Source organism: Pseudomonas sp. R2-37-08W (assembly GCF_003851705.1).
In the GTDB taxonomy this organism is placed as follows: Bacteria; Pseudomonadota; Gammaproteobacteria; order Pseudomonadales; family Pseudomonadaceae; genus Aquipseudomonas.
Map to the genome: position 1 here is coordinate 1,365,666 of NZ_CP027728.1, position 26,508 is coordinate 1,392,173.

General features: G+C 60.1%; 30 protein-coding genes and 1 pseudogene. 22 read left to right on the forward strand and 9 right to left on the reverse strand.

Annotated features, from left to right (window positions below):
• Positions 1–16 precede the first annotated feature (16 nt).
• The 15 genes from C4J93_RS06120 to recX all read left to right on the forward strand — a co-directional run bounded on the left by C4J93_RS06120 (position 17) and on the right by recX (position 10,685).
• A complete protein-coding gene (locus C4J93_RS06120) occupies positions 17–637 on the forward strand; it encodes a hypothetical protein (RefSeq protein ID WP_124366025.1) in 621 nt (206 codons plus the stop codon).
• 12 nt (positions 638–649) lie between these two features.
• A complete protein-coding gene (locus C4J93_RS06125; RefSeq protein WP_124428856.1) occupies positions 650–907 on the forward strand; it encodes a tail fiber assembly protein in 258 nt (85 codons plus the stop codon).
• A gap of 87 nt (positions 908–994) precedes the next feature.
• Positions 995–1,168 (forward strand): hypothetical protein, encoded by a 174-nt coding sequence (locus C4J93_RS27080; protein WP_164484513.1) that lies wholly within the window; start codon positions 995–997, stop codon positions 1,166–1,168.
• A gap of 2 nt (positions 1,169–1,170) precedes the next feature.
• Complete coding sequence (locus C4J93_RS06130) at positions 1,171–2,337, forward strand: phage tail protein (protein WP_124428857.1); 1,167 nt, start codon at positions 1,171–1,173, stop codon at positions 2,335–2,337.
• Positions 2,337–2,843, forward strand: coding sequence for a phage major tail tube protein (locus tag C4J93_RS06135; RefSeq protein WP_124366028.1), 507 nt, complete (start codon positions 2,337–2,339; stop codon positions 2,841–2,843). Before C4J93_RS06130 ends, C4J93_RS06135 begins: the two co-directional genes overlap by 1 nt.
• A gap of 52 nt (positions 2,844–2,895) precedes the next feature.
• The gene (locus C4J93_RS06140) at positions 2,896–3,477 is read left to right on the forward strand and encodes a phage tail assembly protein (RefSeq protein WP_124361539.1); all 582 of its coding nucleotides are present in this window, start codon (positions 2,896–2,898) and stop codon (positions 3,475–3,477) included.
• A 128-nt stretch (positions 3,478–3,605) separates the two neighbouring features.
• Positions 3,606–5,825: a phage tail tape measure protein gene (locus C4J93_RS06145; protein WP_124428858.1), complete on the forward strand. Its 2,220-nt coding sequence runs from the start codon at positions 3,606–3,608 to the stop codon at positions 5,823–5,825.
• The gene (locus tag C4J93_RS06150; RefSeq protein ID WP_124428859.1) at positions 5,825–6,208 is read left to right on the forward strand and encodes a phage tail protein; all 384 of its coding nucleotides are present in this window, start codon (positions 5,825–5,827) and stop codon (positions 6,206–6,208) included. The genes C4J93_RS06145 and C4J93_RS06150 overlap by 1 nt, the downstream gene beginning before the upstream one ends.
• A complete protein-coding gene (locus C4J93_RS06155; RefSeq protein ID WP_124361542.1) occupies positions 6,201–6,413 on the forward strand; it encodes a tail protein X in 213 nt (70 codons plus the stop codon). The genes C4J93_RS06150 and C4J93_RS06155 overlap by 8 nt, the downstream gene beginning before the upstream one ends.
• Before the next feature lie 9 nt (positions 6,414–6,422).
• Positions 6,423–7,424, forward strand: coding sequence for a contractile injection system protein, VgrG/Pvc8 family (locus C4J93_RS06160; protein WP_124428860.1), 1,002 nt, complete (start codon positions 6,423–6,425; stop codon positions 7,422–7,424).
• A gap of 21 nt (positions 7,425–7,445) precedes the next feature.
• Positions 7,446–8,003 carry a glycoside hydrolase family 19 protein gene (locus tag C4J93_RS06165; protein ID WP_124428861.1) on the forward strand — a complete coding sequence of 186 codons (558 nt, stop codon included), beginning with the start codon at positions 7,446–7,448 and terminating at the stop codon, positions 8,001–8,003.
• On the forward strand, positions 7,991–8,485 hold the full coding sequence (locus tag C4J93_RS06170; RefSeq protein ID WP_124428862.1) for a lysis system i-spanin subunit Rz: 495 nt from the start codon (positions 7,991–7,993) through the stop codon (positions 8,483–8,485). Before C4J93_RS06165 ends, C4J93_RS06170 begins: the two co-directional genes overlap by 13 nt.
• Positions 8,486–8,566: 81 nt before the next feature.
• On the forward strand, positions 8,567–9,067 hold the full coding sequence (locus C4J93_RS06175; RefSeq protein ID WP_124428863.1) for a CinA family protein: 501 nt from the start codon (positions 8,567–8,569) through the stop codon (positions 9,065–9,067).
• Between the two features lie 83 nt (positions 9,068–9,150).
• Positions 9,151–10,209, forward strand: coding sequence for a recombinase RecA (gene recA, locus C4J93_RS06180; protein WP_005785454.1), 1,059 nt, complete (start codon positions 9,151–9,153; stop codon positions 10,207–10,209).
• Positions 10,210–10,217: 8 nt separating this feature from the next.
• Positions 10,218–10,685 (forward strand): recombination regulator RecX, encoded by a 468-nt coding sequence (gene recX / locus C4J93_RS06185; protein WP_124366036.1) that lies wholly within the window; start codon positions 10,218–10,220, stop codon positions 10,683–10,685.
• Between the two features lie 60 nt (positions 10,686–10,745).
• On the opposite strand, the pseudogene C4J93_RS06190 reads toward recX, so the two are convergent.
• A pseudogene (locus C4J93_RS06190) lies at positions 10,746–11,857 on the reverse strand (TIGR00730 family Rossman fold protein).
• A 284-nt stretch (positions 11,858–12,141) separates the two neighbouring features.
• Complete coding sequence (locus C4J93_RS06195) at positions 12,142–12,576, reverse strand: PA3611 family quorum-sensing-regulated virulence factor (protein ID WP_124428864.1); 435 nt, start codon at positions 12,574–12,576, stop codon at positions 12,142–12,144.
• 178 nt (positions 12,577–12,754) lie between these two features.
• Here C4J93_RS06195 and C4J93_RS06200 point away from each other — a divergent pair, with 178 nt between their 5' ends.
• The 3 genes from C4J93_RS06200 to C4J93_RS06210 all read left to right on the forward strand — a co-directional run bounded on the left by C4J93_RS06200 (position 12,755) and on the right by C4J93_RS06210 (position 14,814).
• The gene (locus C4J93_RS06200) at positions 12,755–13,474 is read left to right on the forward strand and encodes a tRNA-uridine aminocarboxypropyltransferase (protein WP_124428865.1); all 720 of its coding nucleotides are present in this window, start codon (positions 12,755–12,757) and stop codon (positions 13,472–13,474) included.
• Positions 13,475–13,725: 251 nt separating this feature from the next.
• Positions 13,726–14,376 carry a response regulator transcription factor ErdR gene (gene erdR, locus C4J93_RS06205; protein ID WP_124361551.1) on the forward strand — a complete coding sequence of 217 codons (651 nt, stop codon included), beginning with the start codon at positions 13,726–13,728 and terminating at the stop codon, positions 14,374–14,376.
• 75 nt (positions 14,377–14,451) lie between these two features.
• A complete protein-coding gene (locus C4J93_RS06210; protein WP_124361552.1) occupies positions 14,452–14,814 on the forward strand; it encodes a diacylglycerol kinase in 363 nt (120 codons plus the stop codon).
• A gap of 3 nt (positions 14,815–14,817) precedes the next feature.
• Here the strand turns inward: C4J93_RS06210 and C4J93_RS06215 are convergent, their stop codons facing one another.
• Positions 14,818–15,744 (reverse strand): LysR family transcriptional regulator, encoded by a 927-nt coding sequence (locus C4J93_RS06215; protein ID WP_010212678.1) that lies wholly within the window; start codon positions 15,742–15,744, stop codon positions 14,818–14,820.
• Positions 15,745–15,868: 124 nt separating this feature from the next.
• Between C4J93_RS06215 and fpr the strand changes: the two genes are divergently transcribed.
• A complete protein-coding gene (fpr, locus tag C4J93_RS06220; protein WP_003189055.1) occupies positions 15,869–16,648 on the forward strand; it encodes a ferredoxin-NADP reductase in 780 nt (259 codons plus the stop codon).
• A gap of 120 nt (positions 16,649–16,768) precedes the next feature.
• Here fpr and tsaA read toward each other — a convergent pair whose 3' ends face one another.
• From tsaA to rimO, 5 genes are all read right to left on the reverse strand, one after another.
• Positions 16,769–17,464, reverse strand: coding sequence for a tRNA (N6-threonylcarbamoyladenosine(37)-N6)-methyltransferase TrmO (gene tsaA / locus C4J93_RS06225; protein ID WP_124428866.1), 696 nt, complete (start codon positions 17,462–17,464; stop codon positions 16,769–16,771).
• A gap of 3 nt (positions 17,465–17,467) precedes the next feature.
• Positions 17,468–17,929, reverse strand: coding sequence for a DUF1456 family protein (locus C4J93_RS06230; protein WP_124361554.1), 462 nt, complete (start codon positions 17,927–17,929; stop codon positions 17,468–17,470).
• 70 nt (positions 17,930–17,999) lie between these two features.
• A complete protein-coding gene (locus C4J93_RS06235; RefSeq protein WP_124366042.1) occupies positions 18,000–18,710 on the reverse strand; it encodes an rRNA pseudouridine synthase in 711 nt (236 codons plus the stop codon).
• A gap of 109 nt (positions 18,711–18,819) precedes the next feature.
• Complete coding sequence (locus C4J93_RS06240) at positions 18,820–19,290, reverse strand: GNAT family N-acetyltransferase (RefSeq protein ID WP_124366043.1); 471 nt, start codon at positions 19,288–19,290, stop codon at positions 18,820–18,822.
• A 100-nt stretch (positions 19,291–19,390) separates the two neighbouring features.
• On the reverse strand, positions 19,391–20,731 hold the full coding sequence (gene rimO, locus C4J93_RS06245) for a 30S ribosomal protein S12 methylthiotransferase RimO (RefSeq protein ID WP_124406428.1): 1,341 nt from the start codon (positions 20,729–20,731) through the stop codon (positions 19,391–19,393).
• 289 nt (positions 20,732–21,020) lie between these two features.
• Here rimO and C4J93_RS06250 point away from each other — a divergent pair, with 289 nt between their 5' ends.
• The 3 genes from C4J93_RS06250 to C4J93_RS06260 all read left to right on the forward strand — a co-directional run bounded on the left by C4J93_RS06250 (position 21,021) and on the right by C4J93_RS06260 (position 24,601).
• Entirely contained in the window at positions 21,021–22,922 is a 1,902-nt protein-coding gene (locus C4J93_RS06250; protein ID WP_124361561.1) for a potassium transporter Kup, read from the forward strand.
• A 166-nt stretch (positions 22,923–23,088) separates the two neighbouring features.
• Positions 23,089–24,195 carry an NADH:flavin oxidoreductase/NADH oxidase gene (locus C4J93_RS06255; protein WP_124366074.1) on the forward strand — a complete coding sequence of 369 codons (1,107 nt, stop codon included), beginning with the start codon at positions 23,089–23,091 and terminating at the stop codon, positions 24,193–24,195.
• Between the two features lie 220 nt (positions 24,196–24,415).
• Positions 24,416–24,601, forward strand: coding sequence for a hypothetical protein (locus C4J93_RS06260; RefSeq protein ID WP_124403273.1), 186 nt, complete (start codon positions 24,416–24,418; stop codon positions 24,599–24,601).
• 151 nt (positions 24,602–24,752) lie between these two features.
• On the opposite strand, the gene C4J93_RS06265 is transcribed toward C4J93_RS06260, so the two are convergent.
• The gene (locus tag C4J93_RS06265; RefSeq protein ID WP_124366076.1) at positions 24,753–26,378 is read right to left on the reverse strand and encodes a glucan biosynthesis protein D; all 1,626 of its coding nucleotides are present in this window, start codon (positions 26,376–26,378) and stop codon (positions 24,753–24,755) included.
• Between the last annotated feature and the right edge of the window lie 130 nt (positions 26,379–26,508).

Below are 26,508 nucleotides of genomic sequence, written 5' to 3' on the forward strand. Positions count from 1 at the left end.
AATTAAGGAGTTACACGTGAGTTTAGAATCGACTATTACATCGCTGGTGACAGCAGCGAATAATTTGACCGCTGCGGTTAATGGGAAAATTGGAAGTATCAATGCGACGATGGCAGGTGCGCTAGCTCAGTTCAATGAGTGGCGCGGCCTAAAAGATGTCGAAGGTGATCCAAATTATCCGGGCACCATCCGCAGTACAATTTTCCAAGGACACGTCTATGGTACCGGTGGCGTATATGAGGCTTTAGCTATAGGTGATTTTAAGCCAGCCGACTTGGGAGCCAGTGCCAACGTTTATATGCATTTTCAGATCCCTCTGAATATCAATGTCAATTCTGAGATGTTTTGGTTCAACATCAAGGGGTATAGCTACGGTACGGCAAAGATTATCGACGAAACACTCGTTGGTTATTGCTATCAGCCGAATCGGACGCTGCACAATGTGTCCACGTTCGGAAATATGACTCCAGCTGTTTACGTAGACGCAAATGGCAATATTGTTATGCGGGTTTTGATTCCAAATATTTACTACACCACCATCCGTATAGACACCATGCGTGTAGGCAATGGTCGTCTATTTAATCTCGGTGATCTTAAAACCAAAGTTTCGTTGGCCGACACTGTGATTTTTAGCTAAGGAGAAATGGAAATGTCTGAACTATCTAACGTCGAAAATCCAACATTTAAGATTGCTACGCCGACACCTGAAATTGAATGGGCTGCCATTCGTGCGCGTCGGGATCAGTTGCTAAGGGCTACCGATTTCACTCAACTGCCCGATTATCCCGCTTCCGATGCGCAACGAACTGAAGTGGCGGCCTATCGCACAGCATTACGTGATATTCCTGAACAGGCAGCTGAACCATCGGCGCTGGAATGGCCCGTGCTGCCCACGTTCCTGAAATAACCCCCACCGCGAAAGCGGTTTTTTTTCGCCCTCCCAAAGCCCCTCCCCGCAGGGGCTTTGGCGTTTCTCACCCGGAGAATCCTACCCATGCCCACCCGCCAAACCTACACCGTCCTCATCCCTTTCCCCATCGGTAACGGCCACTGGTCCACCGCTGGCGAGGAGCTTGAATTGCTGGACGTCGAAGCATCCGCCCTGCGCACCGCCGGTCGTCTGGAACTGACCAGCGTCCTCAACTCCACCCCCAAGAAGGCTGACTAATCATGGCTGAGGTTTTGAACTTCGAGCACAACGGCATCACCGTGAATGCCACCGAATCCCCCGAGGCCATGGGTGGCCTGGGTGATAACGTCATCGGCCTGGTGGGCACCGCCCCCAACGCCCATGCCTCGATCCCGAAAAACGCTCCGTTCCGCATTAACAGCTTTACCACCCAGGCGCTGCTGGACCCTACCGGTACTGAGTCGGGCACGCTGTTCCAAGCGGTGTACCAGATCCTCAAAGTGGTGAAGGTGCCGATCTATGTGGTCATCGTCGAAGAAGGCGCCACCCCGGCCGACACGGTCAACAATGTGATCGGCGGCAACGACCCCGTCACCGGTCGCAAACTCGGCCTGGCGGCCCTGGGCAGCGTGCCTGAAGACCTGACCATCATCGGCGCCCCGGGCTTTACCGGCACCAAGGCTGTGGCCGGCGAGTTCGCCTCCTTCGGCAAGCGCATCAAGGCCCGTGTGGTGCTGGATGGCAAGGACGCTTCGGTTGCCGATCAAGTGACCTACAGCGGCGAACTGGGCGGTGCCGACCTCGGCTTCGACCGTTGCCTGTTGGTGCACAACATGCCGTCGGTGTATTCCAAGGCCGCGAAAAAGAACGTGTTCCTGTCGCCGTCCTCGTTGGCCATCGCCGCGCTTGCCAAGGTCAAGCAATGGGAAAGCCCAGGTAATCAGGTGACCTTCGCCGAAGACGTTTCCCGCGTCGTCGAGTACAACATCCTCGACACCTCCACCGAAGGCGACCTGCTCAACCGTTACGGCGTGAGCTACTACGCCCGCACGGTGCTCGGCGGTTTCTCGCTGCTGGGTAACCGTTCCATCACCGGCAAGTTCATCAGCTACGTCGGCCTCGAAGACGCCATCAGCCGCAAACTGGTCAAGGCCGGCCAGAAGGCCATGGCCAAGAACCTCACCAAGTCCTTCATGGACCAGGAGGTCAAACGCATCAATGACTGGCTGCAAACCCTGGTTGCCGACGAAACCATCCCTGGCGGCAGCGTCTACCTGCACCCGGAGTTGAACAGCGTCGAGAAGTACAAGAACGGCACCTGGTTCATCGTCATCGACTACGGCCGCTACGCGCCGAACGAACACATGGTTTATCAACTCAACGCCCGCGATGAAATCATCGAGCAGTTCCTGGAGGACGTTCTCTAATGTTTACCAACCGAGTCAGACAGGCCATTGCGGCCACCCTTCAAGGCCTGCCGTTGTCGGCCACGGTCGATTCCTTTACGCCGCCGAAGATCGAGTTCGAAATGGACCCGATGACCGGCGGGCGCTTCATCGCCGAAGAGGTGGCCAAAAGCGCCAAGGTGCTGGGCGCAACCCTGGTGTTGCAAGGGGTTGGTGCAGAAATTCTGCTGGCGCTTGGCGTCACGCAGGGTGATGACATCCTGTTGAACGTGCGCGAAGCCGGCCAGGACCAGGATGGCAAGACCTACTTCACCTACCACACCGTCGGCGGCAAGTTGAAGTCTCTGGCCGAAACCGCACTGACGATGAACGCCAAGCCGGTCACCACCCTGGAACTGTCCTGCCGCACCTACAGCCGTCTGGAAAACGGTATTCCGGTGATCGACATCGATGTGCGCACCCAGAAGTTCGTGCTCAACGGCGTCGACATCCTCGGTGACGCGCGCCGCGCCGTGCTGATGCCTTAATCCCCCTGGGGGCGGGTCAGCTCGCCTCCATACCCCATCAAGGAATTGCCCCATGGCCTGGATGCCTCCGTTACACATCCTGCTGTCCCCGATCACCGCCGACACCGGCGTCGTGATCGAGCAGATTCAACTGAAACCATTGTTCTACGCGCCACAGAAAGAAGCCCTGGCACGCGCCGGCGACGATGAGGATGACCAGTTTTTCGAACTGGCGAAGCTCGCCACCGGCCTGTCGGAAAAAGAGCTCGACCAACTCAAGCGCCCGGACTACGTCAGCATCGCGCAATACGTACACGAGATGTCGACTCAGCCTGCATCGTTCTTCCTCGATCAAGCCGATGCGCCACGCGAATCGTTGACCTGCGAGCAGGTCGCGCTGCTGCTGCCCCTTGAGGCCAGCGGCCGCACGCTCACCCACGTCACCCTGGAAATGCCCGCCCTGCGCGCCACCAAAGTGATGAAAAAGCTGCCCACCAATAAAGAACGTGCCGAGTTCATCACCGCGCATTGCGCCGGCCTGATGATTCCCGATCTCGCCGGACTCACCGTGCCCGACTGGACAGAGTTGCAGGGGCGCATTGACGATTTTTTAAACAAACCGGCGGACTTCTTTCGGAACGCGACATCGAAGTGATCCTCGATGTAGTACCGCTGGTTTACTCGGTAAGCGAAGCGGAAATCCTCGATTGGAATGCCGGGAAAGCAATGCGCCGCTATGACATCGCGATCAGTCGCCTTGGGCTCAAACAGGAGTAGAGCGGGATGGCAGACAGTAACTATGCGGGCGGGTCGGCGATCGTCAAGGACGGCTGGCTGACTCAAGGCTCACTGGCACAGGGTGGCGGGCAGGCCAGCCTCAACCCGTTCGCGCAAACGCTGACGGGTCCGGCTGAGGCTGGGCCGGGGAGTGCTGCGAACCTGGCATTGGCATTGGCCGATGCCAGCCTGCAGATCAATCATCTGGCCGAAGGCCAGAGCCGCCTTGTGGAGACGCTCGAGCTGTTCAACGTCTCGTTGCTCAAGGTGATGGACGCTCGGCAAGCCGACGCCGAGCCGGCGGGAGCGAGCGATACAACTACCAGCACGACGGCCAATACAGGCACACCGTCGCAGGCACTGGATGCCGCGATGAGCGACCTGGGCCAACTGTTGCAGTTCGTCGGACGCGAGCGCAAGTCAATGCGTGAAGCCAACCTCGCCATGGCGTCGGAGCCTGTGGTGGCGGCCAGTGGCGCAAGCGCCGTTGACCTTGCGAAGGTCGAGTACGTTGCCGCCAAGTCGGGTATCGGCAGCGACCGAGTTGACGCTTCAGGCAATATCGACCAGGCCGGGCGCCAGGCTGACCTGCAGCAGTTTGCCCGCGACGCCGCGATCATGGCGACGGCGTTCAAAATCGATGTCAAGCACGCCGGTGAACTCATGGGCGGCTGGCGCGAGTCAATGCATCTGGACCGCGCACAAACCCTGGACTTGGCCGACGCGACAACGGTGCTGGGCAATGTTGTCTCGCTCAAGGCCGAATCGGCGGATATCGCGGCCATTGTGCAACATCAGGGTGCTGCCGCGACGGATGCGGGCATGAGCCCCGCGCAGGCGGCGGCACTGTCGGCGGCGTTGCTGAGTGCGGGTAATAGCAAAGGCGCTGCTGGCCTCGGGCTGGAAAAAATCAGTGCCGCCCTGGCTAAAGGCGACAGCGCTTCCCCTGGGCAGCGTAACGCTTGGGCAGCGCTGAAGCTTGACCCCGAAGTGTTGGCCGGCGGAATGAAACAGGATGCTGCGCAGACCCTGGTCACCGTGCTGGAGGCACTCAAAGCGCAACCGGCCGAAAGACAGGCGGCGCTGGCGACGCAACTGTTCGACGGTAACCAGGCGATTCTGAGCCTGGTGCCGATGATCGACACTGTGAAGCTGGCCTTTTCGCAAGTGGCCGACACATCCAGCTACGCCACATCGGCGCTGGGGGATCATGGCGCTCTCCTGCGCTCGGCAGCGGTTCGCGCCGATTCCGCCCAGGCCCGTCGACAGGCCTACGAGGCCAGTACTACACGTTTGCAAACCGCTTCCGACACCGCCCTGGCGCCCGTTGTGGATACCTCGCTGACGGCGATGACCAGTTTGGTCAATGGTGTGAGTTGGTTGGCCGAAGCCCTGCCTCAGGCCACCGCCGCCGTCACGCTGGTGGGTGCTGCGCTGGGGCCGTTGATTTCCGGCGTTTTCGATGCCGTGAAAGACAAGGTCTTTGAAAAGGTCGCCGGGAAAATTCTTGGCGAAGGCGGCGCCATCGACTCATCCGCTCGTTCGCAGCAATCTCAGAGTAACGAAACACCCGCAGGCAATCGTACGCCGGGTTCGGCGCCGGGCGCTGGTCGGTCGCGCAGAACGACGAAGGCCAGCAAAGTCGCCAAGGGGGCTGCGTTGGGGCTGGTGCTGGCGAACGCCGGAGTCGATGTCGCCAAGGGCGCGCTGTCGGGGAATCTGGGTGAAGCGGTTGGCACCAGCGTGGGCTCGGTAGGCGGCGGGGTCGCCGGGGGTTTTGCCGGTGAGTTCGCCGGCATGGCGATTGGCCGAGCTGTCGGTACGCTGGCGGGGGCGGTGATCGGTTCGGTTGTGCCGGGTGCTGGCACGCTGCTGGGTGGCGTCATGGGCGGCGTTGCCGGCGGTGCCATCGGCAAGGTGGTCGGCGGTGCCGTCGGGACGTTCGTCGGCAGCGACGTTGGCGCCTGGCTGGCTGAAAAAGTGATGGGGACCGAGGATCGCTTGCCGCCCCCTTCGCAGGTCAGCCACAACCTCAACACCCCTCAAGCCGATAACCGCCAAATCAATTTTGCCCCGCAAATCACTATCAACGCGCCGGAGCAAGCCAGCTATCAGCAATTGGCGACACTCGTGGTGCAACAGATCGAAGCGCAATTTACCCCGCTGTCGATGGACAACCTGCTGGCGACGCGACGTGGCGCAGCACTCACCGATGGAGCTGTGTGATGCGACAACAGATGGTGTTGGGCACGTTTATTTTCGGGCTGTCGCGCGGGTTCGCCTACGACACCCTGGATCGTGGAAGCACTGGTGGCTGGGTCAGCCTGAACATCATTGCTGGCAAACCCAAGTCCAGCCAAGTGGGGCAGGATCTGGAAACACTGGCCTTTGGTGGCAAGGCAGCGCGTGCCAAGGGCATGCAGCGCCTGGATGAGTTGCGCGCCTTGCAAGACCTGCGGGCACCGTTGCCGTTGGTAGACGGCCTGGGGCGTAACTGGGGTTTGTGGACCATCAAGTCGATCAGCGAAAAACAAACCAGCGTGATCGACGACGGTACGGCGATGGCGATCGGTTGGTCGCTGGTATTGGAGGAGTTCGTCAATGCGTAGGGTTCGAAGTATCGCTGGCGACTCGGTGAACCTGCTGCTCTACCGAGAGCTGGGGCGTTGTGATGATGCCGCAGAAGAAGCGCTGTGGCGCTTGAATCCGGAGCTTGGGGAAAAGGGCGCGGTATTGCCGGCAGGCGTCAGCGTGCTGGTGCCCGAATTGGATGCGCAACCTGCTGCGAGCCGGCCGGTTTCAGCCTGGGATTAAGGAGCGATCATGGCACTTGGATTCACACCTGTAGTGGAGCTGTATGGCGCCAATGCTGCGCTGTTCAACGAGCGGCTATTGGAATGGGAGCATGTCGACGCGGCGGGTTTTGTATCCGACCAGCTCACGCTGACCCTCGATATCGAGGGCCTTGAAGGGTTGCCCGAGCTGGGCGGGAAGATCGGCTTGCGCGTGGGGTACCTTGAGTCCGGCCTGGTGGATAAGGGCGTATTCAAGATCACTCAGCGTACACCGTCCCTGTTCCCGATGCGCTTGGCGCTGGTGGCCACGGCAGCGCCGTTCGATCAGCACGAATTCAAGCAGCGCCGTACCGCCAGCCATGGGCCGATAACCTTGGGCGCACTGTTTCGCCAATTGACCAGCCGTTACGGATTTTCGCCGCGTGTGGCGCCTGAACTCGAGCGCGAGCAGATCGCGCACATTGATCAGACCAATGAAAGCGACATGGCCTTTCTGACCAGGCTGGCCAAACGCTTCGATGCGGTGGCCAAGCCTGTCGACGAGCTGTATGTGCTGGGGCGTAAAGGCCAGATCAAGTCACTATCGGGCAAGGCACTGCCGGATGTGCAGTTGTCCGTTACCCGTAACAATCGCCCGGGTGACCAGGCCTTTATCAGCGCCAGCTTCACCGAAGCCTGCCGTGCCAAATACAACGGCGCGCAAACGTCCTGGTGGGATGCGGCGGCCGGCAAAAAGCATGTCGTGGAGGTGGGCATCGCGCCGTTCAAGGTGGTGACGCAACGCTACCAGAGCGAGGACGAAGCGCGCTCAGCGGCGCAGGGAGAAATGCGGCGTGTGGAGCGGGAAGGGATGCAGATCAATGTGGTCTGCCCCGGTAATCCCTCGTTGGCCGCTGAAGGCTTGCTGCTGCTGGACGAGTCGTGGCCAAGCTTTATGCAGGGGCGCTGGTCGATCAAGAAGGTAACGGCCAGCGGTAAACGAGCAGACGGCTATCGGTGCACGATCCAGGCCAGCGGTTTATCGGTGTAGACACTTTTCAGAGTAAAACCAATGCTGATGACACTTGCCCAGCTTCTGGGTGTGATGCCTGAGGCCCGCCTTCGAGCGGGCATTTTTTTGTCTCCTTTAAATGCAGCTTTCGTCCGGTACGACGTTAACAGTGCCAAGCGCATCGCCGCCTTCCTCGCCCAAGTCGGCCACGAATCTGCCGAATTGCGCTACGTACGCGAGCTGGGCAGCGATCACTACCTCAGCAAGTACGACACCGGCACCCTGTCCGCCCGCCTGGGCAATACCCCGGAGGCGGATGGTGATGGGCAGAAGTACCGGGGGAGGGGGCTGATTCAGGTCACGGGACGGCGCAACTACCTGGCATGCAGCCAGGCACTGTTTGGCGATGATCGCCTGCTGCAGCAACCGCAGCTGCTCGAACAACCCCAATGGGCCTGCGAATCCGCCGCCTGGTTCTGGCAAACCAACGGCCTCAACGAATTGGCCGACAAGGACCAGTTCACCACGATTACCCGGCGTATCAACGGCGGCCTGAACGGCCTGCAGGACCGCGTGCAGTTGTGGGAGCGGGCGAAGGCAGTGCTATGCGTTTCCTAGGCTGGTTGCGCTGGGTCGGCGTGTGCCTGCTGCTCGCGCTGGTGTGGCAAGTGCAGGCCTGGCGCTATGGTGCGCAGCTTGAGCGGCAGGCGGCGGGTCATGCGCTGGCGCTGAGCCAGCAACGCCAGGCCGCGTTCGAACAGCAACAGGCAGAACAACAAAAGCGCCTGGCCCTGGAGCAACAGCTCAACGCCAGTGACCAACAACACACCCAGGAGTTGAGCGATGCCCAACGTAACCAAGCTGCTCTGCGCGACCGCCTGGCCACTGCTGATGTGCGGTTGTCAGTCCTTCTCGACAGCGCCGCCACTGGCTGCACAGTGCCTGCCACCTCCGCCCCCGGCGACGTGGTTCATGCAGCCCCACGAGCCCGACTTGACCCGGCGCATGCTCAGCGAATTATCCGCATCACCGACGACGGCGATAACGCCCTGATCGCCTTGCGTGCCTGCCAGGCCTATGTGCGAGCCGTCGCGCGTTAGTCTTTTGATGCACTCTGCAACTTGCATGACCGATGGGCTGCTGTAGGGTAGGCGAACCACCGCCCATTCCTGGAGACGACCGTGAAGGAAATCACTCAACTGGCTGCTGAACTGGGGCGCCGTTTGCAGGTGCTCAACGCCCATGTCACCACCGCCGAGTCCTGCACCGGCGGCGGTATTGCCGAAGCCATCACGCGCATACCGGGCAGTTCGGCGTGGTTCGAGGCGGGCTATGTCACCTATTCCAACCGACAGAAAACCCGGCAATTGAACGTGCCGGAAGAACTGTTTTCCAAAGTTGGCGCCGTCAGCCAGGAAGTGGTCGAAGCGATGGTGCGAGGGGCACAGGAAAAAAGCCTGGCGCGGTTTGCCGTGGCGGTCAGCGGCGTGGCGGGCCCGGACGGTGGTACGCGGGACAAGCCGGTGGGCACGGTCTGGCTGGCGTTCGGCGTGGGCGATGAGGTCACGGCCGAGCTTGCGCACTTCCACGGTAACCGCGATGAAGTCCGCCGACAAACGGTAAAAGCCGCGCTGGAGGGCTTGTTGCGACGAGCTGCAGCAAAAATAGACAATCAGGGGTAGGCGATCTTCGATCTTTGTGGAACAATACTGTCTACTTATACAGGTGTTGGCCGTCAGGCCTTATTGATTACGTGAGGACTTTAATGGACGACAACAAGAAGAAAGCCTTGGCTGCGGCCCTGGGTCAGATCGAACGTCAATTCGGCAAGGGTGCCGTAATGCGTATGGGCGATCACGACCGTCAGGCGATCCCGGCTATCTCCACTGGCTCTCTGGGTCTGGATATCGCGCTCGGCATTGGCGGCCTGCCAAAAGGCCGTATCGTTGAGATCTACGGTCCTGAATCTTCCGGTAAAACCACCCTGACCCTGTCGGTGATCGCCCAGGCTCAGAAAATGGGCGCCACCTGCGCATTTGTCGATGCCGAGCACGCCCTGGATCCTGAATACGCCGGCAAGCTGGGCGTCAACGTCGACGACCTGCTGGTTTCCCAGCCAGACACCGGTGAGCAAGCCCTGGAAATCACCGACATGCTGGTGCGCTCCAACGCCATCGACGTGATCGTGGTCGACTCCGTGGCTGCCCTGGTACCCAAGGCAGAAATCGAAGGCGAAATGGGCGACATGCACGTGGGCCTGCAAGCCCGTCTGATGTCCCAGGCGCTGCGTAAAATCACCGGCAACATCAAGAACGCCAACTGCCTGGTGATCTTCATCAACCAGATCCGTATGAAAATCGGTGTGATGTTCGGCAGCCCGGAAACCACCACCGGTGGTAACGCGCTGAAGTTCTACGCTTCGGTTCGTCTGGATATCCGTCGTACCGGCGCGGTGAAAGAAGGTGACGAGGTTGTCGGTAGCGAAACCCGCGTCAAAGTCGTGAAGAACAAGGTAGCCCCGCCTTTCCGTCAGGCAGAATTCCAGATTCTTTATGGCAAAGGCATCTACCTGAACGGCGAGATGATCGACCTGGGCGTGTTGCACGGTTTTGTCGAGAAGTCCGGTGCATGGTATGCCTACAACGGCAGCAAGATCGGTCAGGGCAAGGCCAACTCGGCCAAATTCCTGGCAGACAACCCGGATATCGCCGCCACGCTTGAGAAGCAGATTCGCGACAAGCTGCTGACCCCTGCGCCAGACGTCAAAGCCGCCGCCAACCGTGAGCCGGTTGACGAGATGGAAGAAGCCGACACTGACATCTGAAGCAAACGATGACTGTTGTACTGGATACACTCGTTGCCGTTCGGCGCACTGCAATGGACCTGCTCGCACGGCGCGAGCATGGTCGAGTCGAGTTGACGCGCAAATTGCGTCAGCGCGGCGCAGAGCCCGAAATGATCGAAACAGCCCTCGACCGCTTGACGGAAGAAGGGCTGCTATCGGAAGCCCGCTACCTCGAAAGCTTTGTGTCCTACCGCGCGCGCTCCGGTTATGGCCCTGCGCGGATTCGCGAAGAGTTGAGCCAGCGTGGTCTGCAACGTGCCGATATTGACCTCGCCCTGCGTGAGTGCGGTATCAGTTGGCAGTCGCAGTTGGAAGAGACTTGGCGCCGCAAGTTTTCAGGGCATCTGCCAATTGATGCCAGGGAGCGTGCGAAGCAAGGCCGCTTCCTTAGCTATCGCGGTTTTTCGATGGACATGATCAGCCGCTTGTTAAGCGGTCGGGATATGGACGACTGAACGCCACAAAACGAAAGGCCCACTATGAAAATAGTGGGCCTTTTTTTTGCCTGCAGAAAATCACGCAGGCTGTGGCGCCACTCGCTGCTGCGTCTCGCCCTGAGCCTGGGCCCAATTTTCCGGCAAGTTGATGTAATCCACCAATTCGCGCAATCGCCCTTGGTCGCGGCCATTGAAGTTGAAGACCAGTCGCGTCAGGTGACTGAACCTTGGCTCGTCATGGTCTTCGCCTGTGTAGGCAAGCTGCTGGAACGCTCCGCTCAGCCGCAGGCTGGCAAACTCATCCTGCAAATGCGCCAGGGCTCGATCACTGAGGGGATGATGCATACGCACTACGAACTCACGCTTCAGCCAGCGCGTTGAATGGAAATTGGCATAAAACCGATTGATCTCGTCCACGGCTTCTTCTGCGCTGTATACCAGGCGTATGAGCTTGAGGTCGGTCGGCAGGATATAGCGATTAGCCTCCAGCTGGCTGCGGATAAAATCCAGAGCGCCTTGCCAGAAGCCGCCGCCGGGTGCGTCCAGCAGTACTACCGGCACCAGCGGGCTTTTGCCGGTCTGGATCAGGGTCAGCACTTCCAGGGCTTCGTCCAGGGTGCCGAAACCACCTGGGCACAGGATCAGTGCGTCGGCTTCCTTGACGAAAAACAGTTTGCGGGTAAAGAAGAAGTGGAAGGACAGCAGGTTGTCGGTGCCATCGATGGTCGGATTGGCATGCTGTTCAAACGGCAGGGTGATGTTGAACCCCAGGCTGTGCTCCAGGCCCGCGCCCTCATGCGCCGCAGCCATTATGCCGCCGCCGCCGCCGGTGATGACCATCAGGTCGGAACGCGCCAACGCCGCGCCTGTCTCTCGAGCCAATGCATACAGGGGGCTTTCCACTGGCGTACGTGCCGAGCCGAACACCGTAACCTTGCGCCGCCCCTTGAACTGTTCGAGCACACGGAAGGCGTGGTCCAACTCACGAATGGCGCGCAAGGTGATCTTGGCGTTCCAGCGATCGCGGTCGTCCTGGGCCATGCGCAGAACGGTGAGGATCATGTCGCGATACAGGGGATATTTGCACTGTTGGGGGCGATCAGCTGGAGTTGCGCGTCCACCTGTTGCGTGAGGTTGGTGCCATTTTGTTCAAAAAGCTGGAGCAGGGAGTCATTCGATTCATAAGGCATTCAACTTCTCCTTCTTCACAGGGCCTGGGTAGCCGACGAGCGTCGGCAGGGGCCACGACACTGCATGTGTCGTTGCTTGCCGCAGGAGGGCAGGCCTCTTTTGCCCTGAAAAATGTTGCAGAACAGCCGTGAATGCTGCTGCGGGCGGGCGGATGGAATGATGCGATCATGGGCCGAAAAACCCTTGGCTGGCAACCGCTTATTGGTCACTTGTCTTGGCGTTAGGCGTTGGAGCGGGGGGAGTGCGCGTCGCCAGGCAGCCACGCGCGAAAGGCAAGCCGGGGTTACTTTTTCTTCTTGGCTGGAGCCGGGCAATCGGCTTCGGCGAACTTTACCGAGGCTACAGGACGGTTGGTCTTGTTCTCGGTGATTTCGTAGCGCATCACCGCGCCCTTCGCCATCAGCTCGCGGTAGCCTGGGTTGGTGCAGACACTGCGGCCCAGTTGGAAATATACCGCCTTGGGATTGGCACGCATCTGTTCGGCGCGGTCAGGCTGCACGCTCAGATGATCGATCAGTTGCGTGCCTTCAACGGTGTAGGCCACTTCCAGGGTTTTTTCATCGATTTCCCGGGGCAGGTCCTTGTTGCTTTCGGTCGCGACGCTTTGCAGCTTCCGGTTCATTTGCGCCTCCAGCAGCGAGGCTGCATGGGCGCCCACAGGCAAGGCCAGCGCAATAGCGACGGATGGGGCAACGAGGCGCAGCATGGAACGCAGCATCAAACTCTCCTGATTCGGTTACTGGTGCATAGACCAGCCACTGCGCTGTGCGTTCAGTGGCGCGCAATTATAGGTGAGCGCTTGCCACTACAGCCAGGCGTATCGCTGGTAAACTGCGCGCACTTCAATTGCTCTTGAGTGACCCTGTGTCGATTTACCCGTCTGTATGGCGCATCCGATGAGCCACGCCGTCTCCCGCTTGCGTACCCAGCGCCTGGCCCGAGCCGTCAGGCCTTTCCTTAATCGGGGATCGCGTGCCGAGCGGTGCACCGGTTGCCGAGTGATTCCCGACTATTGCCTGTGCGCATGGCGACCAACGGTTCAGGCTAACGCTGCCATGTGCCTGTTGATGCACGACGTCGAACCGATGAAACCCAGTAACACCGGCTGGCTGATCGCCGACGTTATCGACGACACCACGGCGTTCGCCTGGTCGCGCACCGAAGTCGATCCGGACCTGCTCACCTTGCTGGCCGATCCGCAGTGGCAGCCGTACATCGTGTTCCCCGGCGAATTCGTGGCGCCCGAGCGGGTGGTCAGCGCGGTGAATACCCAGGCGGGCAAGCGCCCACTGTTCATCCTGCTGGACGGCACTTGGAGCGAAGCGCGCAAGATGTTTCGCAAGAGCCCCTACCTTGAGCATTTGCCTGTGCTGAGCCTGGCGCCGGAGCAGCTGTCACGCTACAAGTTGCGCCGCTCCAAGCGTGATGATCATTTCTGCACCGCCGAGGTTGCCGCGCTGTGTCTGGAGTTGGCCGATGATCAGCTCGCCAGCGAAGTCCTGGACGCCTACCTCGATGTATTCAGCACGCATTATCTGGCCGCCAAGTTTCAGTTGCCTCTGGACGCGACGGACAGTGTCCACACGCGTTTGGCGCCTTATATCCCGGCGGCCTGACCCCTCGACGTTCGCATGATGGCACCTTAATCGCGTAACCCGCTAAAATCCCCATGGGCGTAGCGCTTGACCCCCCAGGTTGCGCTGGGCATGCTGGGCGCCGATTGGGGCGCTAGCTTGGTTTTTCGACGTTGTTTCGCGTGTTTTTGACGTTGAGCGTGCCCCGTGGCGATGGCTGCCTGGCTGTTGCTTGTGTACTGGCGGACCCTGAACCCATCAGGGCTCCCCTAAAAAACAGGATCATTTAATCAATGGCCACATACGAAATCCTGATAGCCGATGACCACCCGCTGTTTCGCAGTGCGCTGCATCAGGCCGTAACCCTGGGCCTTGGCCCGGATGTGCGACTGGTCGAAGTCGCCAGCATTGCCGAGCTGGAAGCCCGCCTGACTGAAAAATCCGACTGGGACCTGGTGCTGCTCGACCTGAACATGCCCGGCGCCTATGGTTTTTCGGGATTGGTGCTGCTGCGCGGGCAATATCCGCAGATTCCCGTGGTGATGGTCTCGGCCCAGGAAGACGCCGATGTGGTGGTGCGCTCCAAGGAGTTCGGCGCCAGCGGCTTCATTCCCAAGTCCAGCGCGATGGAAGATATCCAAAAGGCTGTGCGTGCCGTACTGGACGGCGATGTGTCCTGGCCACCGCAAGCGTTTGAAGAAATCAACGTGTCCGAGGAAGCCAAGGCGGCCCGTGATGGCTTGGCCAGTTTGACGCCCCAGCAGTTCCGGGTGTTGACCATGGTCTGCGAGGGCTTGTTGAACAAGCAGATTGCCTACGAGCTGAGCGTGTCGGAAGCGACCATCAAGGCCCACGTCACGGCGATTTTCCGTAAGTTGGGGGTGCGAACGCGCACCCAGGCGGCGTTGCTCTTGCAACAACTTGAGTCAATTTCGCAGCATTAAGTTACAACCGGTTCACGCTTTTTTGACTTTGCGTGATCTAGCTTCCCCACTTCTTTGGTTCAGTTGCCTACATCTATGTCGCCTTTCAAGGGTCAAACCGGTATCAAACGTATCTTCAACGCAGGGGGCTATTCCCTGGATGGCCTGCGCGCGGCTTTCACCGGCGAGGCGGCGTTCCGCCAGTTGGTACTGCTGAACGTCATCCTGATTCCGTTGAGTTTTTTCCTGCAGGTCAGCCGCGTCGAACGGGCGTTGCTGATTGCCGTGTGCCTGCTGGCGCTGATCGTCGAATTGCTCAATTCTGCGGTGGAAGCGGCGATCGACCGCATTTCCCTGGACCGCCACCCGCTGTCGAAAAACGCCAAGGACATGGGCAGCGCCGCGCAGTTCGTGGCCTTGACCATGATCGCGCTGGTGTGGGCGGTCATTCTGATCTAACGATCAGGCGATGCTCGGCAATACGATTTCGTCGCTGCGCTGAACCCCGGCGGTAAAAGCGCGGCACAGTTCCAGGAACTCGCGCATCGCCGAGGTCTGGTACTTCTGCTTATGCCAGATAAAGTAGAACTGCCGGGCCAGGTCCAGGTCCGGGGTTTCTACCGGCACCAGGCTGCCACGCCGGAACGCATCGCGCAGTGCCAGTCGCGAAATGCAACCAATCCCCAAACCCGACTCCACTGCTCGTTTGATCGCCTCGGTGTGTTCCAGCTCCAGGCGGATATTCAGTGCGCTGCGATGATGGCGCATAGCCTGATCAAATGTCAGGCGCGTGCCTGAGCCTTGTTCCCGCAGGATCCACGCCTCATGGGTCAGCTCATCCATGCTGGCCACGCCACGCTTGGCCAAGTGATGCTGGGGCGCGCAGAACACCACCAGCTCATCCTCCACCCAAGTCTGCACCTCGATGTCCGGATGGCTGCAATCGCCTTCAATCAGACCCAGATCAATTTCGTAATGCGCCACCTGATGCACGATATGCGCAGTGTTTTGCACATGCAGTTTCACCTGACTCTCGGGGTGCTGCTGCATGAAGCTGCCGATCAGCAGGGTGGCCAGGTAATTGCCGATGGTCAGGGTGGCGCCCACGGCCAGTGAGCCAAAGCCGGACTTGCCGTTGAGCAGGTCCTCGATCTCCTTGGCCTGGTCCAGCAGTGCCACCGCTTGAGGCAGCAATTGATGCCCGAGCGCATTGAGGCTCAGGCGTTTGCCGGCGCGGTCGAATAATTGGCAGCTGGATTGGCGCTCCAGCTCGGTAATCGACGTGCTGGCGGCTGATTGGGATAAGGCCAGAAGGCCAGCAGCGCGGGAGACGCTTTCCTGCTGGGCGACGGCGACGAAGACTTGCAGTTGACGGAGAGTGAATCGCATATCGATATAACCGATAACCCTTATCTTAATAATCCAGTTAACAGATATTGTCGCCGCCATTAGAATGCTGTGCAATTGCGCACTTCACCTGTGGCGCAGGCCCATTTCCAGGAGTCCCCCGTACATGAGCAACATGAACCACGAGCGTGTCCTCAGTGTTCATCACTGGAACGACACTCTGTTCAGCTTCAAGTGCACCCGCGATCCGGGTTTGCGCTTCGAGAACGGTCAGTTCGTGATGATCGGCCTGCAACAGCCCAACGGCCGCCCGCTCATGCGCGCCTATTCCATTGCCAGCCCGAACTGGGAAGAGCATCTGGAATTCTTCAGCATCAAGGTGCCGGATGGCCCGCTGACTTCCCAGTTGCAGCATTTGAAGGAAGGCGACGAGATCATCATCAGCAAAAAACCGACAGGCACACTGGTGCTTGACGATTTGAAGCCGGGCAAACACCTGTATCTGCTCAGCACCGGCACGGGCCTGGCGCCATTCATGAGCGTGATCCAGGACCCGGAGACCTACGAGCGTTTCGAAAAAGTGATCCTGTGCCATGGCGTGCGTTACGTCAACGAAGTCGCCTACCGCGAATTCATCACCGAGCACTTGCCGCAGAACGAATTCTTCGGCGAGGCCCTGCGTGACAAGTTGATCTACTACCCGACCGTGACCCGCGAGCCGTTCGAAAACGAGGGCCGCCTGACCGACCTGATGCGCAGCGGCAAGCTGTTCAGCGACATCGGCCTGCCACCGATCAACCCCGAAGACGACCGCGCCATGCTGTGCGGTAGCCCAAGCATGTTGGACGAGACCAGCGAAGTGCTGAACAGCTTCGGTCTGAAAGTTTCGCCGCGCATGCGTGAGCCGGGGGATTATCTGATCGAGCGTGCGTTCGTCGAAAAATAAAACGCGATAAAAAATGTGGGAGGGGGCTTGCTCCCGATAGCAGTGTGTCAGTCAACTCATCTGTGACTGAACCACCGCCATCGGGAGCAAGCCCCCTCCCACATTTTGTTTCCGGTCCATTCAGTTGGCTGGAAGTACTTCCAGCACACAAATAAGCCCCGCCTCGGGATAGTGCCAACGCACATCCACATCCCAGAACTGCACACCGTACTCGCGTTCAGGCCCGGGCGTCTGGTAGGCAGGGCGCGGGTCCTGCGCCAGGCACTGATCGATCAACTCCACTAACGGCTCGCCAAGACGCTGCGCATGGCCCTGGGCCTGTTGCAGTGCAGTCTTGAGCCACTGCACGCCAATCAGCTGCGGCGCACCGCTGGCGATGCTGTTGGTGGCGGTATCAACGCTGTCGGCATAGGGCACATACGGCTTGATATCCAGCACCGGCGTGCCGTCGAGCAAATCGATCCCGGAAATCCACAGGCGCCCCGGTTCTACCTTGTCCAGCTTTACCACCGACTGGCCGATGCCATTGGGGCGATGGGTCGCGCGGGTGGCGAATACGCCCATGGCGGTGTTGCCGCCCAGGCGCGGCGGGCGCACTTTAAGGCGTGGCTTGTCTTCCAGCGCCTGGTGGAACAGAAACAGCAGCCACACATGGCTGACCTGTTCCAGGCCCTGCACGGCTTCGCCGCCATCGAACGGCGCCACCAGCTCCAGCACACCGCGGGCGGCCGGCGCCAGTTGCGGCTGGCGCGGGATAGCGAACTTCTCCTTGAAGCAGGAGCGTACGAAGCCGACGGGCGCGACCTGATAACTCATGGCTTACGCGCGAACCCGCAGCGTCAGCCCCTTGAGGAAGTTGCGCAGCAACTGGTCACCACAGGTGCGGTAGTTGGTGTGACCGAACTTGCGGAACAGCGCGCTCAGCTCCGGCTTGGACACTGGGAACTCGGCAGCCTTGAGGATGGCGTGCATGTCGTCTTCCTTCAATTCGAAGGCCACGCGCAGTTTTTTCAGGATGATGTTGTTGGTCACCGGGGTTTCGATCGGCTGCGGTGGACGGCTTTCGTCCTTGCCGCGCTTGAACATGACCAAGCCATCGAGGAAATGCGCCATCACCTCATCCGGGCAGAACACAAAGCCTTCTTCCTCATCTTTCTTGAGGTAAGTCAGCACGTCTTCCTTGGTTACGTCCATGCCGCCGAGCTTGATGATCTCGACCATCTTGTTGTCGCTGATGTCGAGCATGTAGCGCACGCTGCGCAGTACGTCGTTGTGAATCATGGTGGGCAATCCTGGTTTTCAACGGGGTAGACACTGCCCAGTCAGGCAGTGTCGGGAAAAGGGCACCGGCTTAGAACTTCTCTTTGCCGGACAGGTAACGCCATTGGCCCACGGGCACCTTGCCAATGGAGACGCCACCGATGCGAATGCGCCGGATGGCGACGACTTTCAAGCCAACGGCTTCGCAGAACAGCGCTATCACCCCCGGCTGCGGGTTTTTCAGCGCAAACCGCAGGCGGTTTTCGTTCTGCCAGCTGGCTTTCACAGCCGGCAGCTCCTTGCCTTTGTAGGTCAGGCCGTGGTTCAGGCGGTTGAGGCCGTGGGCCACGATGTCGCCCTCGACTTCCACCACGTATTCCTGCTCGATCTTGGCGGCATCGGCGGTCAACTTGCGCAGAATCTTCCAGTCCTGGGTGAATACCAGCAGGCCGCTGGCCTTGGCTTGCAGGTCGGCACTGGCGGTCAGGCGCAGGAAGTGACCCTTGAGCGGGCGCTTGCTGAAGCGGTGTTCTTCCGACAGGGTCTCGGCGCTGATCGACGCCATGGCCGTCTCGGCATCCATGCCCGCCGGAGCGTGCAGCAGGATGGTCACCGGCTCCGGCACCGTGGCTTTAGCTTCGGGGTCCAGCTCGACCTTCTGGGTGGTGACCTTGAACTGCGGTTCGTCGATCACTTCACCGTCCACCGAGACCCAGCCGCCTTCGATAAACAGCTCAGCCTCCCGACGGGAGCAACCGACCAGTTCGATAAGGCGTTTGGAGAGGCGTATGGGGTCAGTCATGACAAGGGCCGTAACAAAAGGGGGCGGCTATTGTACCTGTGTGGGGCCGGTTAATCCCGGCCCCATTTCAGCGCGGTGCTTTATTGATAAAGCGCGATTCAAAAGGTGGTCAGCCACTGCCTATGTGCTGCTGCTGGCGCAGGCGCATATGCAGCAACGGATAGGGCTGGCCCAGGCCGTCGTGTTCCGTGCGTCCGACCACTTCAAAGCCTTGCTTGAAATAGAACCCCAGCGCCTGGGGGTTCTGCTCGTTCACATCCAGCTCATCGGCATTCATGCACTCGATCGCATAGCGCAGCAATTGCCGGCCCAGGCCCTGGCCTCGAAAGGGTGGGTCGATAAACAGCATTTCGACCTTGCCCGCAGCCACTCCGGCGAACCCGGTGATGCGTTGGCGCGCGTCCTTGGTGCAGATCAGCATCACGGCGTCCAGATAGCGAGTCAGCACCTGGTTTTTCAGGCGCAGGATGTAGCTGTCCGGCAAGAAGTCGTGGGTAGCCCGCACCGAGGCCTCCCAAATGCGTGTCAACTCTGGGTAGTCGCAGGTTTTAGGTGTGTGGATGACCGAATGCTGACGCATGCCCGCGACCCTTTGCCTTATTGGGAGTGATGGGCAAAACGATAGACGTAAAAAAGCCCCGCATCCTGTTCAGGAGCGGGGCTTTTTCATTTTTTTACAATCAATCGCGCTTTTCAGCCCACAAGTCGTACTCGTCGGCGTCAGTCACCGTGCACCACACCTTATCGCCGGGTTTCAAGCCGCTGGCGTCGTCGATAAACACGTTACCGTCGATTTCCGGCGCATCGAAGAAGCAACGGCCAACCGCGCCTTGCTCGTCGACTTCGTCGATCAGCACTTCGATTTCCTTGCCGATGCGCAGTTGCAGGCGCGCCGAGCTGATCGCCTGCTGGTGCGCCATGAAGCGCTCCCAACGGTCTTGCTTGACGTCGTCCGGCACCACGGCCAGGTCCAGCAGGTTGGCCGGGGCGCCTTCAACCGGCGAGTACTGGAAGCAGCCGACGCGGTCCAGCTGGGCTTCGGTCAGCCAGTCCAGCAGGTACTGGAAGTCTTCCTCGGTTTCGCCAGGAAAACCGACGATAAAGGTCGAGCGAATGATCAGGTCCGGGCAGATTTCGCGCCAGTTCTTGATGCGTGCCAGGGTCTTGTCTTCGAAGGCCGGGCGTTTCATGGCCTTGAGCACCTTGGGGCTCGCGTGCTGGAACGGGATGTCCAGGTACGGCAGGATCTTGCCGGCGGCCATCAATGGGATCAGCTCGTCAACGTGCGGGTACGGGTAAACGTAATGCAGGCGCACCCACACGCCCAGGCTGCTCAAGGCTTCGCAGAGTTCGGTCATGCGGGTTTTCACCGGCGCGCCATTCCAGAAACCGGTGCGGTATTTGACGTCGACGCCATAGGCGCTGGTGTCCTGGGAGATCACCAACAGCTCTTTCACGCCGGATTTGACCAGGCGCTGGGCTTCGTCCAGCACGTCGCCGACCGGACGACTGACCAGCTTGCCGCGCATCGACGGAATGATGCAGAAGCTGCAGCTGTGGTTGCAGCCTTCGGAAATCTTCAGGTAAGCGTAGTGACGCGGGGTCAGCTTGATGCCTTGCGGCGGCACCAGGTCGATCAGCGGGTTGTGGTCCTGGCGCGGCGGCACCACGGCGTGTACGGCATTGACCACCTGCTCGTACTGCTGCGGCCCGGTCACCGCCAGCACGCTTGGGTGGACGTTGCGGATATTGCCTTCTTCCACGCCCATGCAGCCGGTCACGATGACCTTGCCGTTTTCCTTGATGGCTTCGCCGATCACTTCCAGGGATTCAGCCTTGGCCGAGTCGATAAAGCCGCAGGTGTTGACCACCACCACGTCGGCGTCCTGGTAAGTGGACACGACGTCATAGCCTTCCATACGCAGTTGCGTGAGGATGCGCTCGGAGTCAACCAGAGCCTTCGGGCAACCCAGGGATACAAAGCCGACCTTGGGGTTGGCTTTTGCGATGGTGGTGGACATGTCTAACCTCGGTATTGAATGACGCCGCCAGTCGGGCACGACACGGCGGTACACGGGCGTTTGTGACGCCTCTGATCAAAAAGTGCGCAATTCTAGCGGCGGGCCACGCACTTGACCAGCTTTATGCAGGGAAATGCGACGAGTGCTGCGCTATGCTTCGCGCCGTTGCGCGTAGGTAAAATCCTAAGGTCAACAAAACGTCTGTTACGTGAAGTAAAACAGCGCATGCTAGGGGCCGTTTGGGCACGTTGTTTATAAAAGACCTCAGGTCAAAGGGCAGGAGTGGTTGATGGGTCAGGCAAGTAGTCAGGCAGCGGGTGCCGAGCATTCAAATGCCAAGCCGATTGGCATGCTGGTGGCAGCGGTTGGGGTGGTGTACGGCGATATCGGCACCAGCCCGCTCTACACCCTTAAAGAGGTGTTCAACGGCGGTTATGGGGTGCAGGTCAACCATGACGGTGTATTGGGGATTTTGGCGCTGATCTTCTGGTCGCTGATCTGGGTCGTGTCGATCAAATACATGCTGTTTGTGCTGCGCGCCGATAACCAGGGCGAAGGCGGCATCATGGCACTGACCGCCCTGGCACGCCGGGCGGCAGGGGAGCGCAGGAAGTTGCGCAGCTTCCTGGTGGTGTGCGGCTTGTGCGGTGCCGCGCTGTTCTACGGCGACAGCATGATCACCCCGGCTATTTCGGTGTTGTCGGCCGTGGAGGGCCTGGAACTGGCTTTCGATGGCCTGGAACGGTGGGTAGTCCCTATCGCGCTGGTGGTACTGGTGGCGCTATTCCTGATCCAGAAACACGGCACTGACCGCATCGGCAAGCTGTTCGGCCCGGTGATGGTGACCTGGTTCCTGGTGCTCGGCGGCCTCGGCGTGTATGGCATCACCCTGCACCCTGAGGTGCTCAGTGCCATGAACCCGATGTGGGCCGTGCGCTTCTTCGAGGCGCACCCCGGAATTGGCGTGGCCATCCTCGGCGCAGTGGTGCTGGCCCTGACCGGGGCGGAAGCGCTGTATGCCGACATGGGTCACTTCGGCCGCAAACCCATCGCCCGCGCCTGGTTCATCCTGGTGCTGCCGGCGCTGGTGCTCAACTATTTCGGCCAGGGCGCCATGCTGCTGGGCGATCCGGAAGCGGCCCGCAACCCGTTCTACCTGTTGGCGCCGAGCTGGGCGCTGGTCCCGCTGGTGGTGCTGTCGACCCTGGCCACGGTGATTGCCTCCCAGGCGGTGATTTCCGGTGCGTTCTCGTTGACGCGCCAGGCGATCCAGTTGGGCTATATCCCGCGCATGCACATTCAACACACCTCCAGCGCCGAACAGGGCCAGATCTATATCGGCGCGGTGAACTGGTCGCTGATGGTCGGCGTGATCCTGCTGGTGCTGGGCTTCGAGTCTTCCGGTGCGCTGGCGTCGGCCTATGGCGTAGCGGTGACCGGCACCATGCTGATGACCACGATCCTGGTGTCTGCGGTGATGCTGCTGCTGTGGAAATGGCCACCGGTGCTGGCCGTGCCGGTGTTGCTCTGTTGCCTGTTGGTGGACGGGCTGTACTTTGCCGCCAACGTGCCGAAGATCATCCAGGGCGGCGCCTTCCCGGTATTGGCCGGGATCGTGCTGTTCGTGCTGATGACCACTTGGAAGCGCGGCAAGCAATTGCTCGTCGAGCGCCTCGACGAAGGCGGCCTGCCGCTGCCGATATTCATCAGCAGTATCCGCGTGCAGCCGCCCCATCGCGTGCAGGGCACGGCAGTGTTCCTCACGGCGCGGCCCGACGCCGTGCCCCACGCGCTGTTGCACAACCTGCTGCATAACCAGGTGCTGCACGAGCAGGTGGTGCTGCTGACCGTGGTCTACGAAGACATCCCGCGTGTGCCTGCGACGCGGCGTTTCGAAGTAGACGCCTATGGCGAAGGGTTCTTCCGGGTGATCCTGCACTTCGGCTTTACCGATGAGCCGGACGTGCCCGAGGCGCTGAAGCTGTGCCATTTGGACGAACTGGATTTCAGCCCGATGCGCACCACCTACTTCCTCAGCCGTGAAACCGTGATCGCCTCGCGCATCAAGGGCATGGCGCGTTGGCGCGAAGCGTTGTTCGCGTTCATGCTGAAGAATGCCAACGGCAACCTGCGCTTCTTCAAACTCCCGGTCAACCGGGTGATCGAACTGGGCACCCAGGTCGAAATGTAAGGCGCTGCAGGGCGGGAGCCGGCAATTGGCTCCCGGTTTACTTCTGAACCGTTTACCTCTGAACCGTTTACCTCTGAACCCTGTGCGATCCGTCGTTGTCGACTAGGCTCTAAGCACCATGAAAGAGAGCCTTGGAGCTTGCCCACAGAACCCGAAGAGGTGCGCCATGAGTCAGCTGCTCGAACCCTACACCCTGCGTCAACTCACCCTGTTGAACCGCATCGCGGTCTCACCGATGTGCCAGTACTCAAGTGAGGATGGCCTAGCCAACGACTGGCACCTGGTGCACCTGGGCAGCCGCGCCGTCGGTGGCGCCGGGCTGATTTTCACCGAAGCCACCGCCGTGACCGCCGATGGCCGCATCACCGCCCAGGACCTGGGCCTTTGGAAAGACGAACAGATCGAACCCTTGCAACGCATTACGCGCTTCATTGCGGCTCAAGGCGCGGTGGCCGGTATTCAGTTGGCGCACGCCGGGCGCAAGGCCAGTACGTATCGGCCCTGGATCGGCAAGCATGGCAGCGTCAAGCCGGCAGACGGGGGCTGGGTGCCGGTCGGCCCATCGCCTATCGCATTCGACCCCCAGCACACGCAACCCACGCCGCTGGACGAAGGGCAGATCCAGCAGGTGATCGCCGATTTCGTCGCCGCCGCCAAGCGTGCCTTGACTGCCGGCTTCGAAGTGGTGGAAATCCATGCTGCCCACGGTTACCTGCTGCATCAGTTCCTGTCGCCCATCAGCAACCAGCGTCAGGACCAGTACGGCGGCTCGTTCGAAAACCGCATCCGCCTGGTCCTGGAGGTCACCCGCGCGGTGCGCGACGTGTGGCCCCAGGACTTGCCGCTGTTCGTGCGCGTGTCGGCCACCGACTGGGTGGAGGACGGCTGGAACCCCGATGAAACCGTCGAACTGGCGCGCCGCCTGAAAGACCTGGGCGTGGACTTGATCGACGTGTCCTCTGGTGGCACCGCCGCCAACGCCGAAATCCCCACCGGTCCCGGCTACCAGACGCGCTTTGCCGAGCGTGTGCGCAAAGAGTCGGGCATCGCCACCGGCACGGTCGGCATGATCACCGAACCGGCCCAGGCCGAACACATCCTGCGCACATGCCAGGCCGACCTCATCTTCCTCGCCCGTGAATTGTTGCGCGATCCGTACTGGCCGCTGCATGCCGACGATGACCTGGGCGGGCGCAAGGCGATCTGGCCGGCGCAATATCAGCGGGCGACGCACCGCGACCAGCCGATTCATGAGTCCGATCTCAGGGATTGATCCTTAGCGTATGCCTGCAGAGCCCACCCTGATCCGGTGGGTTTTTTTGCTCGCCTATATGAAGAAGGCGGATTTAAGCGACGAATGCATGGGAATCGACTGTAGGTATTTATTACCGATCTAATTATTTAAGTTAATACTCTAAAAAAATCCCACACGTAACTGGATTCTTTCTAAGCTTAAGGCAGGAGTATTGGATCGATATCAGGAGAAGTAGTCCATGGCCAAGTCCTATGGTGTAGCGGGTGGGGTGTTATCTTTTCTGACCCGCAGGATGTCCTTGCGTGGCCGCAGATTGAGTTCGGATGAAGTTGAATTGCTGGCGCATTATCGCGCCCTGACCGAGAGCGACCAGGTAGCGATGCGCTATCTGATCGGGGCGATGAAAACCGTGTCGCGGTTCTGAATGACGAAACGGGCTCGCCACGATGCCCGTCAGGCAAGGCGAACACGGTACCTGTGGCGAGGGAGCTTGCTCCCGCTGGACTGCGAAGCAGTCCCATCGTTTGGGGCCGCTTCGCGGCCCAGCGGGAGCAAGCTCCCTCGCCACAGATGGTTCAGGTGTATTTGCGTTTGTCCGGCGCAGGCGGGAAATACTGATACAGCCAGGTTTCGCTCAAGGTGCGGTCCTGAGTGCGGATAAACAAGCGCAGCTCTACCGGCTCCACGCTGTCGCTGGTGGGGTACCAGTCGAACAGAATGCGATAGCCCTTGATGTTATCGAGCACCAACACGCTGAAGTCTTTCACCTCGCCGTGGGAGCAGGTGACCACCGGCTCGATGCCCGTGCCGGGTGGCAAACGGTCCAGGCCGCCGCCCTTGAAGTCCACGGCAAAGCGGCGTGCCCACACCTCAGGGTAATGCTCGCCCGGAGCCCAACCTTCGGTGAACCCACCCATACCTGAACGGGTCGCGTCGACCTGGGCCAGCGGTGTGCTCACCGGCGGCAGGGCGCTCCAGTAGAGCTTGTAGCCGTAGTTGAGCGAATCACCGGCCGCCACCGGCTTTTTCGGGGTCCAGAAGGCCACGATGTTATCGAGGGTTTCGCCGGTGGTCGGGATTTCCAGCAGGTCGATCGAGCCCTCACCCCAAGCGGTGGTGGGTTCCACCCACAGGCTGGGGCGCTTGCTGTACCAGTCCACCGTGTCCTGGTAACTGGCGAATTCGTGGTCGGTCTGTACCAGGCCAAAACCTTTGGGGTTAGTGTCGGCGAATGCGTTGAATTGCAGCTTGGCCGGGTTGTTCAGCGGGCGGCAGATCCACTCGCCGTTGCCGCGCCACATGGCCAGTCGGTCCGAGTCGTGAATTTGTGGGTGGATGGTGTCGCACATCCGCCGCTCATGCGTGCCGCAACTGAACATGCTGGTCATTGGCGCAATCCCCAGCTGTTCGATGGCGGTGCGCGCGTTGATATGCGCGTCGATGGCCATCACTACTTGATTGGCCTGGCAGTCGATATCGAAGCGGTAGGCGCCGGTAGCGCTGGGCGAATCGAGCAGGGCGTAGACCACGAAGCGGGTGGCGTTCTTGTCCGGGGTTTCGAACCAGAACTGCGTGAAGTCAGGGAATTCCTCACGTTTTTTCGCATAGGTGTCAATGGCCAGGCCGCGCGCCGACAGGCCGTACTGGCCGGTGGAGTCCACTGCACGGAAGTAGCTGGCACCGAGGAACGACAGCACGTCATGCCGGTCCAGTTCCGGCGCCTTGAACAGTTTGAAGCCGGAAAAACCCAGATCACCGGTCAGTTGTTTAGTGTCGACAGTGGTTTTTTCATAGTTGAACAGCGAAGGGCGGAAATGCACTTCGCGGGCCTCGCGGGTGTTGGGGTCGACGCTATGCATGCGCACCGGCGTCTTGAAACCCATGCCGACGTGGAAAAACTGCACGTCCAGCTGCCCCTTCAGTTCCTTCCACAACGAGTGGTTGGCGTCATAGCCGATGGCGTTGAAATTCTGTGGCGTCATGGTCGCCAAGGTGGGCGGCAGCACCTGCCGAGTATCTTTATACGCGCTGCCGGCGAGCTGTTTGGCCTGGGCTTTGAGCGTTTCAAAATCGAATGCCACGGCCTTGCCATCGGCGGCACGGTTGCCGGCCCAGGCCTGCGCGGCCAACAGGCCACTGGCCGACAAACCGGTGTAGGCCGCAATGGCCATGGACGCTTTGAGCAAATTCCTGCGGTGCATAGAGACAACCTGTCGTGAGCGAATCCCGCGCCGTTCCTGGCACGTAACGGATCAGAAATAACGGTTCGGACATGCCTTCGGCCAAACGCAACGGACAATAAACAGACGCCGGATAGCTTAAGCGGTTCGA

Coding starts and splice junctions, on each gene's coding strand:
- C4J93_RS06125 (WP_124428856.1), top strand. CDS start 650: ATGTCTGAACTATCTAACGTCGAAAATCCAACATTTAAGATTGCTACG.
- C4J93_RS27080 (WP_164484513.1), top strand. CDS start 995: ATGCCCACCCGCCAAACCTACACCGTCCTCATCCCTTTCCCCATCGGT.
- C4J93_RS06130 (WP_124428857.1), top strand. CDS start 1,171: ATGGCTGAGGTTTTGAACTTCGAGCACAACGGCATCACCGTGAATGCC.
- C4J93_RS06135 (WP_124366028.1), top strand. CDS start 2,337: ATGTTTACCAACCGAGTCAGACAGGCCATTGCGGCCACCCTTCAAGGC.
- C4J93_RS06140 (WP_124361539.1), top strand. CDS start 2,896: ATGGCCTGGATGCCTCCGTTACACATCCTGCTGTCCCCGATCACCGCC.
- C4J93_RS06145 (WP_124428858.1), top strand. CDS start 3,606: ATGGCAGACAGTAACTATGCGGGCGGGTCGGCGATCGTCAAGGACGGC.
- C4J93_RS06150 (WP_124428859.1), top strand. CDS start 5,825: ATGCGACAACAGATGGTGTTGGGCACGTTTATTTTCGGGCTGTCGCGC.
- C4J93_RS06155 (WP_124361542.1), top strand. CDS start 6,201: ATGCGTAGGGTTCGAAGTATCGCTGGCGACTCGGTGAACCTGCTGCTC.
- C4J93_RS06160 (WP_124428860.1), top strand. CDS start 6,423: ATGGCACTTGGATTCACACCTGTAGTGGAGCTGTATGGCGCCAATGCT.
- C4J93_RS06165 (WP_124428861.1), top strand. CDS start 7,446: ATGCTGATGACACTTGCCCAGCTTCTGGGTGTGATGCCTGAGGCCCGC.
- C4J93_RS06170 (WP_124428862.1), top strand. CDS start 7,991: ATGCGTTTCCTAGGCTGGTTGCGCTGGGTCGGCGTGTGCCTGCTGCTC.
- recA (WP_005785454.1), top strand. CDS start 9,151: ATGGACGACAACAAGAAGAAAGCCTTGGCTGCGGCCCTGGGTCAGATC.
- recX (WP_124366036.1), top strand. CDS start 10,218: ATGACTGTTGTACTGGATACACTCGTTGCCGTTCGGCGCACTGCAATG.
- C4J93_RS06195 (WP_124428864.1), bottom strand. CDS start 12,576: ATGCTGCGTTCCATGCTGCGCCTCGTTGCCCCATCCGTCGCTATTGCG.
- C4J93_RS06200 (WP_124428865.1), top strand. CDS start 12,755: ATGAGCCACGCCGTCTCCCGCTTGCGTACCCAGCGCCTGGCCCGAGCC.
- erdR (WP_124361551.1), top strand. CDS start 13,726: ATGGCCACATACGAAATCCTGATAGCCGATGACCACCCGCTGTTTCGC.
- C4J93_RS06210 (WP_124361552.1), top strand. CDS start 14,452: ATGTCGCCTTTCAAGGGTCAAACCGGTATCAAACGTATCTTCAACGCA.
- C4J93_RS06215 (WP_010212678.1), bottom strand. CDS start 15,744: ATGCGATTCACTCTCCGTCAACTGCAAGTCTTCGTCGCCGTCGCCCAG.
- fpr (WP_003189055.1), top strand. CDS start 15,869: ATGAGCAACATGAACCACGAGCGTGTCCTCAGTGTTCATCACTGGAAC.
- tsaA (WP_124428866.1), bottom strand. CDS start 17,464: ATGAGTTATCAGGTCGCGCCCGTCGGCTTCGTACGCTCCTGCTTCAAG.
- C4J93_RS06230 (WP_124361554.1), bottom strand. CDS start 17,929: ATGATTCACAACGACGTACTGCGCAGCGTGCGCTACATGCTCGACATC.
- C4J93_RS06235 (WP_124366042.1), bottom strand. CDS start 18,710: ATGACTGACCCCATACGCCTCTCCAAACGCCTTATCGAACTGGTCGGT.
- C4J93_RS06240 (WP_124366043.1), bottom strand. CDS start 19,290: ATGCGTCAGCATTCGGTCATCCACACACCTAAAACCTGCGACTACCCA.
- rimO (WP_124406428.1), bottom strand. CDS start 20,731: ATGTCCACCACCATCGCAAAAGCCAACCCCAAGGTCGGCTTTGTATCC.
- C4J93_RS06250 (WP_124361561.1), top strand. CDS start 21,021: ATGGGTCAGGCAAGTAGTCAGGCAGCGGGTGCCGAGCATTCAAATGCC.
- C4J93_RS06255 (WP_124366074.1), top strand. CDS start 23,089: ATGAGTCAGCTGCTCGAACCCTACACCCTGCGTCAACTCACCCTGTTG.
- C4J93_RS06260 (WP_124403273.1), top strand. CDS start 24,416: ATGGCCAAGTCCTATGGTGTAGCGGGTGGGGTGTTATCTTTTCTGACC.
- C4J93_RS06265 (WP_124366076.1), bottom strand. CDS start 26,378: ATGCACCGCAGGAATTTGCTCAAAGCGTCCATGGCCATTGCGGCCTAC.